10 protein-coding genes are annotated in these 9,081 nt (G+C 63.2%); 5 read left to right on the top strand and 5 right to left on the bottom strand.

The features are described 5' to 3' along the window. Together ABI213_RS10470 and ABI213_RS10465 are read right to left on the bottom strand one after the other, a co-directional pair. On the bottom strand, positions 1–631 hold a 631-nt coding region (locus tag ABI213_RS10470), incomplete at its 3' end, for a response regulator transcription factor (protein ID WP_348026975.1). An 11-nt stretch (positions 632–642) separates the two neighbouring features. Beyond that, on the bottom strand, positions 643–1,131 hold the full coding sequence (locus tag ABI213_RS10465) for a Spy/CpxP family protein refolding chaperone (protein WP_348008812.1): 489 nt from the start codon (positions 1,129–1,131) through the stop codon (positions 643–645). Positions 1,132–1,467: 336 nt separating this feature from the next. Here ABI213_RS10465 and ABI213_RS10460 point away from each other — a divergent pair, with 336 nt between their 5' ends. Beyond that, positions 1,468–4,302, top strand: a complete 2,835-nt coding sequence (locus ABI213_RS10460; protein ID WP_348008813.1) for an EAL domain-containing protein — start codon at positions 1,468–1,470, stop codon at positions 4,300–4,302. A gap of 53 nt (positions 4,303–4,355) precedes the next feature. Here the strand turns inward: ABI213_RS10460 and ABI213_RS10455 are convergent, their stop codons facing one another. Continuing rightward, positions 4,356–5,297 (bottom strand): tRNA-dihydrouridine synthase, encoded by a 942-nt coding sequence (locus tag ABI213_RS10455; protein ID WP_348008814.1) that lies wholly within the window; start codon positions 5,295–5,297, stop codon positions 4,356–4,358. A gap of 127 nt (positions 5,298–5,424) precedes the next feature. Then, a complete protein-coding gene (locus ABI213_RS10450) occupies positions 5,425–5,934 on the bottom strand; it encodes a DUF1993 domain-containing protein (RefSeq protein ID WP_348008815.1) in 510 nt (169 codons plus the stop codon). A gap of 155 nt (positions 5,935–6,089) precedes the next feature. Here ABI213_RS10450 and ABI213_RS10445 point away from each other — a divergent pair, with 155 nt between their 5' ends. The 3 genes from ABI213_RS10445 to ABI213_RS10435 all read left to right on the top strand — a co-directional run bounded on the left by ABI213_RS10445 (position 6,090) and on the right by ABI213_RS10435 (position 7,591). Beyond that, the gene (locus ABI213_RS10445; RefSeq protein ID WP_348008816.1) at positions 6,090–6,338 is read left to right on the top strand and encodes a DUF3297 family protein; all 249 of its coding nucleotides are present in this window, start codon (positions 6,090–6,092) and stop codon (positions 6,336–6,338) included. A 121-nt stretch (positions 6,339–6,459) separates the two neighbouring features. After that, entirely contained in the window at positions 6,460–6,909 is a 450-nt protein-coding gene (locus tag ABI213_RS10440) for a CHRD domain-containing protein (RefSeq protein WP_348026977.1), read from the top strand. Positions 6,910–7,015: 106 nt separating this feature from the next. Next, the gene (locus tag ABI213_RS10435; RefSeq protein WP_348008817.1) at positions 7,016–7,591 is read left to right on the top strand and encodes an SRPBCC family protein; all 576 of its coding nucleotides are present in this window, start codon (positions 7,016–7,018) and stop codon (positions 7,589–7,591) included. 39 nt (positions 7,592–7,630) lie between these two features. On the opposite strand, the gene ABI213_RS10430 is transcribed toward ABI213_RS10435, so the two are convergent. Beyond that, positions 7,631–7,999: a hypothetical protein gene (locus tag ABI213_RS10430; RefSeq protein ID WP_348008818.1), complete on the bottom strand. Its 369-nt coding sequence runs from the start codon at positions 7,997–7,999 to the stop codon at positions 7,631–7,633. A 138-nt stretch (positions 8,000–8,137) separates the two neighbouring features. Here ABI213_RS10430 and ABI213_RS10425 point away from each other — a divergent pair. Further along, the coding region (locus tag ABI213_RS10425; protein ID WP_348026973.1) for a glutamate--tRNA ligase family protein at positions 8,138–9,081 on the top strand (944 nt) is incomplete at its 3' end.

Here is a 9,081-nt window from a genome sequence, read left to right as displayed (position 1 = left end):
AGTCCAGCGGCTCCAGCTTTTTTCGCAGGCGACTGACCAGCAGGTCCACAGCGCGGGTTTGCAGGTCTACCTCGTGGCCACGCAGACGGTTCAGGATGTCGTCGCGGCTGAACACCTTGCCGGGCTCGCGGGCCAGCAAGGTGAGCAATTCAAATTCGGTGCTGGTCAGGTCCAGTGCTTCCATACCCAACCCGCCCTGGCGCAGCACACTGCGTTTGTCCAGATCGACCACCAAGCCTTCGAACTGCAGCAAGTAGCCAGTATCGGGCACGCGCTGGCGGCGCAGCACCGTCAGCAGCCGGGCCACCAGCTCGCGGGGCTCGAAAGGTTTGGGCAGGTAGTCGTCAGCCCCCAGCTCCAGGCCGACCACCCGGTCCATCACCTCACCACGGGCGGTGAGCATGACGACCGGGATGTCGCTGTCTTTGCGGATGGCGCGGCACAGCGCAAAGCCATCCATCTCGGGCAGCATCACGTCCAGAATGGCCGCGTCAAAACCGCCCTGGCGCAGCAAGGCCAGACCGGCGCTGGGGGTCAGTGCGCAGTCCAGTGCCAAGCCAAAGCGCGCAAAGTACACGCCCAGTGGCCCACCGAGATCGGCATCGTCGTCAATCAGCAGGATTTTGGGCATAGGCCATCGTCCTATCCGCCGTGGCGAAACCAGCCGCCCCGGCGCTGCATGAAATCGCGCACCTGTTGTTGCTGAGTGGGGTTTAGCGCGTCAAAAAAGTTGGCGGCGGCGGCAATCACTTGGGGACTTTGGCTGCGCAGGGCGGCGGTTTTTTCTTCCACCATGGCCTGGGCTTTGCTGCGGTCAAACTGCGTCCCGGCCACCAGGGCCTGCATGTCGGCACGCGGGTCGGTGCTGTTGCCCATCAAAGCTTTGCGCTGGGCTTGCAGCGTGTCGCTCAGGGTGCCCAGCAGTTGCTTTTGCGCGTCGTTCAGGTCGAGCTTTTTGCCGACTTTCTCTATCATCTTGACGCGGAACTCGGCCGCGCGCTGCTCGTTCATCGGGCCGCCCCAGGCGTGCTCGCCGCGACCGGCGCAAGCGCTGAGGGCACCGACCAGCAGGCTAGCACCGAAGATGCCGAATAAGGTTCTTTTGAGGGTTCTTTTAAAGGTGGATGGCATGGTGTGGATCCTGTGAAATAAAGGGGTTAAACAAGGCTCCAATGGTGCCGGGGCGGGTGCCTCGCGTCCTCTCGGGGCGGTATCGGTTTGTGTCGTTTTATGTCTGGGCCGCTAAAAGAGCCCTTCAATACTATGCTTTACATAGCGATACATGCATGACCGATAATCGCTGGCCCGAGATTTAATGGGTTTGGCACCTGCAACGGCGGCCAGCACCTCGCCCCAGATGGGCCCATCGCACCCGGCTCTGTGTAAGTTTGTTTTTTCATGTTACATAAAGTTACATTGAGTGTGATAAAACCGAGCCCAGACTATTCTGAGCGCCCCCCTGACTCCATGCCCAAGACCCGAGATGAAGCTCCTGCGTGGCTCACGCTCAGCACCACCACACGCCTGTTTTTACCGATTTTGTTGCTGATCGTGGTGGTGGGCACCGTGCGTTACCAGTTAATGGTGAAGATCGAGACCCGCTCTGCCGAGGCCCACTTTGCGCAGGAAGTGCAGTGGGTCCAAAAATACTTAGTACCCACCATAGCGCAGATGATGGAGAGCGACAGCGCCGAGCCGCTGGCCACTTTACTGCGCACCGAGTCGCAATCCAATCCCGATATCGCCATGCTGCGGTGGCATTCTGGCGCGCAAACGCTGGAATCACACAACCTGCAGCCAGCCCAGGCGCAATACCCGGCGTGGTTTGTGACCTGGTTGCAGATTGCCCCGTATACCGCCCGCCTGGATGTCACAAGCACCGGCGGCCACAGCGGCGAGCTGACGGTGCAAATCAGCCCGGTTTTTGCATTCAACAGCGCCTGGAGCCGGGTCCGCGTGCAGCTGTGGATTGGTGCCGGTAGCATATTGACGATTCTGGGCCTGATGTTCTGGGTCTTGCGCATCAACCGCCGCGTGCTGCAGCGGCTGGCCGTGGCGACCCAGCAGTTTCAGCGCGGCAACCTGGCCACGCGCATGCAGGTGACCGGGCCGTTGGAGGCCCGCACCCTGGCCACTACCTTCAACAATATGGCGGGTGAGGTGCAGACTCTGGTGGCATCGCTCACCCACGCCCAGGCCGCTCTACAAATTGAAAAAGAGCGCGCCGAAGTCACTCTGTCGTCGATTGGCGATGCCGTCATCACCACCGACCTGGCCGGATGCATCCTTAGCCTGAACGCCGTGGCCCAGCAGCTCACCGGCTGGACCCACCAGCAGGCCCTGGGCCACCCGCTGGGTGAGGTGTTTGAGCTACTGGAGGAGCCTGGCTGGGCTGCGGGCCATGCCAAGCAAACCCCGCTGTACCAAACCACCAGCGTGGTGCACGCCACCCACCAGACGCTGCTGCACCCGTCGGGCGAACGCATCGCCATTGAAACCACCGCCGCACCGATACGCCAGGCCGACGGCACCGCCATGGGCTGCGTGCTGGTGTTCCGCGATGTGAGCGAGAAGCGCCAGTTGATTCAGGAGATCTCGTGGCAGATCGGCCACGACGTGCTCACCGGCCTGCACAACCGCGCCGCCATGGAAGAGCCCTTCAACCTGGCCATCCTGCAAGCCCGCCACCACCACAAACTGCTGGCCGTGTGCCTGCTGGACCTGGACCATTTCCAGCCCATCAACACCCGCTACGGCAGCAGCTGCGGCGACCGCTTGCTGCAGCAGGTGGCCCAGCGGCTGACCGAATTTGCCGGGGACGACCACGGCCTGGCCCGCCTGGGCGGCGATGAATTTGTACTGCTGCTGAAAGACCAAAACGACCTGACCGAGGTGCAGCAGCAGGTAGACCGGGTACAGGCGCTGCTGACCGCGCCGTACCAAATCGACGACCAGACCATAGCCCTCACCACCAGCATCGGCATCGCCGTCACGCCGCGCGGTGAAATGCACAGCGAAACCAACCTGGACACCCTGCTGCGCCACGCCGACCAGGCCATGGTCCAGGCCAAGCAAACCGGGCGCAACCGCAGCCACCTGTTCGATGCCCAGCGCGACCAAGAGGTGCAAACCCACCACCACCAGCGCACCCGCATCCACCAGGCCCTGCTAGACGGCGAACTGCGCCTGTACTACCAGCCCAAGCTAAACATGCGCACCGGCACCGTGTTTGGCATGGAAGCCCTGCTGCGCTGGCAGCACCCCGACCAAGGCGTGGTCGGCCCGTACCACTTTTTGCCGCTGGTGGAAAACACCGACCTGATCATCGATATCGGCGAATGGGTGCTGCAGCAGGCACTCCAGCAGATGCAGCAGTGGGCCGCGCAAGGCCTGCACTGGGTGGTTAGCGTCAACATCGCCGCGCGCCACTTCCAGCAGCCCGATTTTGTGGACCGGCTGGGCAGCATCCTGGCGGCATTTCCACAGGTATCGCCCAGCATGCTGGAGCTGGAGATTCTGGAATCCGCCGCACTGGAAGACGTGCAGCACATGCGCAACGTGATGGCCGCCTGCCAGCAGCTAGGTGTGCAGTTTGCGCTGGACGACTTTGGCACCGGCTACTCGTCCCTGGCCTACCTCAAACGCCTGCCCGCCAACACCTTGAAGATCGACCAGGCCTTTGTGCGCGACATGCTGGAAGACCCCGACGACCTGACCCTGGTGGAAGCCGTGGTCGGCCTGGCAAAGGCCTTCAACCGACAGGTCATCGCCGAGGGTGTGGAAACCGTGGAACACGGTCTGCTGCTGCTGCAACTGGGCTGCGACCTGGCCCAGGGCTACGGCATCGCCCGCCCCATGCCGGCCGACACGGTGGCCGCCTGGGCCGCCAACTTCATCCCCGGCAAAGCCTGGCGCGCTTGGGGGGCCATGCAGTGGGACACCGCCGACTTCCCCCTGCTGCTGGCCGAGCACGACCACCAAACCTGGGTCGCCAGCATCGCCGCCCACCCCGCCGATGCCGAGGCCAACTACCCGGCCCGCTTTGGCAACTGGTATGCCCAGCGCGGTAGCACGCAGTACGGCCAACTGCCCGCCTTCACCGCCGTGGGCACCGCCATCCTGCGCCTGCGCGACCACAGCCAAGTACTGGCCAAAGGACCGGTGAACGGACAGGCCGTGGACATGCCCAAACTGCACGATCTGCAAGCCGAACTGGCCACCCAGCTCGCCGCCCTGCTGGTCGAAGCCACGCAAAAACAAGCCAGCAGGCGGGCTACCCGAAACTTCATGGTGTACAGCTAAAGCTATTAAATAGATAGCTGCCTGCGCAGACGCCATCTGCTCCAGCGGTTGATTTAGTGCTTATTTTCAGTCAACCAGGCAGTCACTTTGGCCTGGTCGGTTTCCGCCCGCAGCGCCAAGAAAGCCACTTCGGCCTCGGGGTACTGGCGGCGCAAGAAGTTCAACCACTGCTTCAGCCGCCCAGCCCGCGAGCGCGGCTCCAGCTGGCTGCACACCAGCTGCCAAAAGGCGGCGACCAGCGGTTGCAAATCGGCCCAGGACAGGTGCATCGCATCGGAGTCAGCCCGAATGGCCAAGGCCAGGCCCGGGTCGGTCACCATGCCGCGCCCCAGCATCAGAGTGTCGCAGCCCGAGGCTTTGAGGCAGCGGCGGGCATCGTCTACCGTCCAGATTTCGCCATTTGCCACCACCGGGATACGCACGGCCTGGCGGATGTCGTGGATGCGCGCCCAGTAGGCGGGCGGGCGGTAGCCATCGGCCTTGGTGCGGGCGTGCACCACGATCTCGGTGGCCCCGGCCTCGGCGATAGCCAGCGCGCATTCCACGGCCCGGCTGTCGTCGTTGAAACCCAGCCGCATCTTGGCCGACACGGTCTGGTGCGCAGGCACAGCACGCCGTACCGCCGCCACAATCTTCACCAGCAGCTCCGGCTCATCCAGCAGGGCTGCGCCGCCGCCGTGGCGGTTCACCACCTTGGCCGGGCAGCCAAAGTTCAGGTCCACACCCATGGGGCCCAGGCTGGCCAAGCGCCCGGCATTTTCGGCCAGGCACACCGGGTCCGAGCCCAGCAACTGTGGCCGCACCGGCACCCCGGCCAGCGTGCGGCTGCCGTTCAGCAGCTCGGGCACCACGCGGATGAAAGCCCGCTCGGGCAGCAAGCTGTTGGTGACGCGGATGAACTCGGACACGCAGCGGTCAATACCGCCTACCCGCGTCAAAACATCGCGCAGCACAAAGTCCAGCAGCCCTTCCATCGGGGCAAGGATGAGGCTCACCCCCAGACTCCAGTGCTACGCGTCTTGCGCCAACCCCCTTGCAGAGGGCGATACCAGCGGCCCGGCAAAGCCGGTTCCGCGGTATCCCTGGTAAAGACAGCCCGCGCCGCCATTGCGCGTACGCGGGTCAGAAAGAGCCTACAAAGTCCTTCTTGCCGACTTCGACGCCGTTGTGGCGCAGGATGTCGTAGGCGGTGGTGGTGTGGAAGAAGAAGTGCGGCAGGGTGTAGTTCAGCAGGTAGCTGGTGCCCACCAGGGTCTTCTCGTTGGGGGTACCGGGGCGCAGCACGATGGTGCGGTCGGCACCGGCTTCGATGTCGGCCGCGGGCAGGCTTTGGATGAACGCCAGGGTTTTGGCGATGCGGGCTTGCAGGTCTGCAAAGCTGGCTTCGGTGTCTTCGTACGCAGGCACGTCCACACCGGCCAGACGGGCGGCACCGCCCTTGGCAAAGTCGGCAGCGATCTGTACCTGGCGGGTCAGCGCAAACATGTCGGGGAACAGGCGCGACTGCAGCAACACGCTGGGGTCGATCTTCTTGTCGGCCGCGTGGGCTTCGGCTTTTTGCAGCACAGTGCTCAGGCCGCCCAGGATTTGGGTAAACAGGGAAACAGAGGCTTGGTGGAGGGACAAGGACATGGTGTATTTCTAGGTTGGGGTAGGTTGGAGTAGAGGGGCCCAGAGCGTGTTTACGCTCTCAGGAGGCAGGAGTCTACGGCGTTCGGCCCGGCCCGGCTGGGGCCGCCGCTAAATCCGGGAAAATAGCGGTGATTCCTTTTTTTTCAAAAACACACATGACCGACACCACCTCCCGCCCCGCCTTGCCCGACCACCTGTCCGCCGACCCGCGCAGCCCCCACCACGTGGCCGCTGTGTTCGAGCACGACATCGGCATCCGCCTGAACGACCAGGAGCGCGTGGACGTCGAGGAATACTGCATTAGCGAAGGCTGGGTCAAAGTGCCCGCAGGCAAAACCCGCGACCGCAAAGGCCATCCGCTGCTGATGAAGGTCAAGGGCAAGGTCGAGGCGTACTACAAATAAAGCCGGGCAAGACCCCGCCAGCACGGGGTAGCCGTTGCGGTGCTAGACTGATTTTTGCCTTGGAAGCGCGGCCTGTAACCAAGGCAACCCGAGAAAATCATTCCTACCGGAGACACCCATGATGGTCACCCACCGCAGCTTCACCAAATCCCTTTTTGCCACCGCCATTCTGGCCATGGGCATCGCAGGTTGCAGCTCCATGCAAGCCTCCAACAAAGTGACTTTGACCGCGCAAATGACCGCCGCCCAAGAGGTGCCTGCTACGGCCTCTTCCGGCACCGGCACGGCCGAAGCCTGGCTGAACAAAGACACCAATCTGCTCACCTGGAAAGTCAGCTTTTCGGGCCTGACCGGCCCCGCTACCGCCGCCCATTTCCACGGCCCGGCTGCGCCTGGGTCGAACGCCGGTGTGGTCGTACCCTTTACCGGCACCACCAGCCCGCTGGAAGGCCAAGCCACCCTGACCCCCGCGCAAGCCGCCGACCTGCTGGCCGGCAAGTGGTACGCCAATGTGCACACCGCCGCCAACAAGGGTGGCGAAATCCGTGGACAAATGGTGCCCAAGATGTGATGCAGGGCCGCCGCGGCACGCGCAAACAGGTGCACTCTAAAAACTCCTAAATTGATAGCTGGCTGCGCAGGTGCAATATGCGCCAGAGGCACTTTGGAGGCCCAACATGTCGTACCAATTATTTTTGAGGCCCATGGCCGCCTTGGCTCTGGCCGCGCTGCTGTGTCCGGTACCCGTGGCCCTGGCAGCCGACGCGCCCGCTGCAGTGGCCGACAGCGATGTGCACGTCGAGCGCGCTAACGGTGCGTTCACGGTGGACATGGTGATCCATGTGCCGGTGGACGCTGCCCGGGCTTGGGCGGTGTTGACCGACTTTGAGCACATGGCCGACTTTGTGCCCAACCTGACCAGCAGCCAGGTCAGCGACCGCAGCGACAACCAGCTCAAAGTCACCCAAAAAGGCGTGGCCAAGTATGGATTTTTCTCGACCAAATTTGAGTCGGTGCGCGAGATCCACCTGGTCCCCACGCACGAGATCCGGGCCCACGGCGTGGGCGGCAACATCCAGCGCATGGAAAGCCTGATGCAATTGGAGCCCGACGGCTCCGGCACCAAGCTGACCTACCACGCCGAGGTGCTGCCGGGCTTCTGGTTTCCGCCGCTGATCGGGCCATCCATGGTGCAGCACGAAACGGCCGAGCAGTTCTCCGCCATGCTGCACGAGATGACCAAGCGGCCCTAGAACGTGTTCAGGTTGAACGCGTTCTAAGTTGCCAGCTTATTAACGGCGCCAGTCGTTGCCACGGCCTTCATTCCAGTGCCGATGGTGGCCCCAGCGGGGTGGCGCGTACACCACCTGCGGCTGCACATAGACAGGAGGGCGTTGGTACACCACGGGCTGTGGCTGGTAATACACAGGGGCAGGCCGCACGTACACCGGCGCAGGTTGGTAGTACACCTGCGCAGGTTGCTGGTAGTACACCGGGGCGGGTTGCACATACACCGGCTGGGGATTACCGCCGTACACCTGCACGCCGGGCACGCCGATACCAATCGACCAAGACACATCGCTGCGCGCTTGCGCCACGCTGGCCGCGCCGAGTGCGCTGATGGCCAACACGGCGGCGAACATAAAACGTTGGAACTTCATACAGATCTCCTTGTTGCGATTCCAGAAGCGCATTGCTTCCTACTACTGACAACGCGATAGACCGCATCTGGTGGACAAAGGTGCCCACAGAAGGGTTGCCAAACGTAACAGTGCGGTCCGCGCCCCTAAAATCAGAGCATGAGCGCACCTACCCCCTCCCCAGCACCCGCCACTGCAGCCGCTGAGGCCGCCAAGCCCAGCAACTTCTTGCGACAAATCATCGAGTCCGACCTGGCCGCGGGCACCTACGCCAGCCGCCGCTGGGCTGGCAGCCCGGGCGATGCCGCCCACCACGCCGCAGGCCAGCCCGACCCGGCCAAAATCCGCACCCGCTTCCCGCCCGAACCCAACGGCTACCTGCACATCGGCCATGCCAAAAGCATCTGCCTCAACTTCGGCCTGGCGCGCGATTTTGGGGGCGTATGCCACCTGCGCTTTGACGATACCAATCCCGAAAAAGAAGACACCGAATACGTCAACAGCATCATCGACTCGGTCAAATGGCTGGGCTTCGACTGGAACGGCAGCCTGGGCGACTACAGTGCCGCACCCTACCAGGCCAGCGACTACTTCGACTTCATGTACGCCGCCGCCGAAACCCTGATCACCGCAGGCCACGCCTATGTGGACGAGCAAACCGTAGAGCAAATGCGCGTCAACCGCGGCGACTTCGGCAAGCCCGGCGTAGACAGCCCGTTTCGAGCCCGCACGCCCGAAGAAAACCTGGCCCGCTTCCGCGAAATGCGCGACGGCAAGCACGAAGACGGCTCCATGGTGCTGCGCGCCAAAATCGACATGGCCAGCCCCAACATCAACATGCGCGACCCGGCCATCTACCGCATCCGCCGTGCCACCCACCACCACACCGGCGACACCTGGTGCATCTACCCGATGTACACCTTCGCCCACCCCATCGAAGACGCGCTGGAGCAAATCACCCACAGCATCTGCACGCTGGAATTTGAAGACCAGCGGCCGTTTTACGACTGGCTGCTGGAGCATTTGGCCGAGGGCGGCCTGATCAGCCAGCCCGTGCCGCGGCAGTACGAGTTCGCGCGGCTGAACCTCACCTACGTCATCAC

Origin of the sequence: Rhodoferax sp. (assembly GCF_039922535.1) — a bacterium.
GTDB lineage: Bacteria > Pseudomonadota > Gammaproteobacteria > Burkholderiales > Burkholderiaceae_C > Rhodoferax_B.
This window is presented reverse-complemented; position numbering and strand designations above follow the sequence as displayed.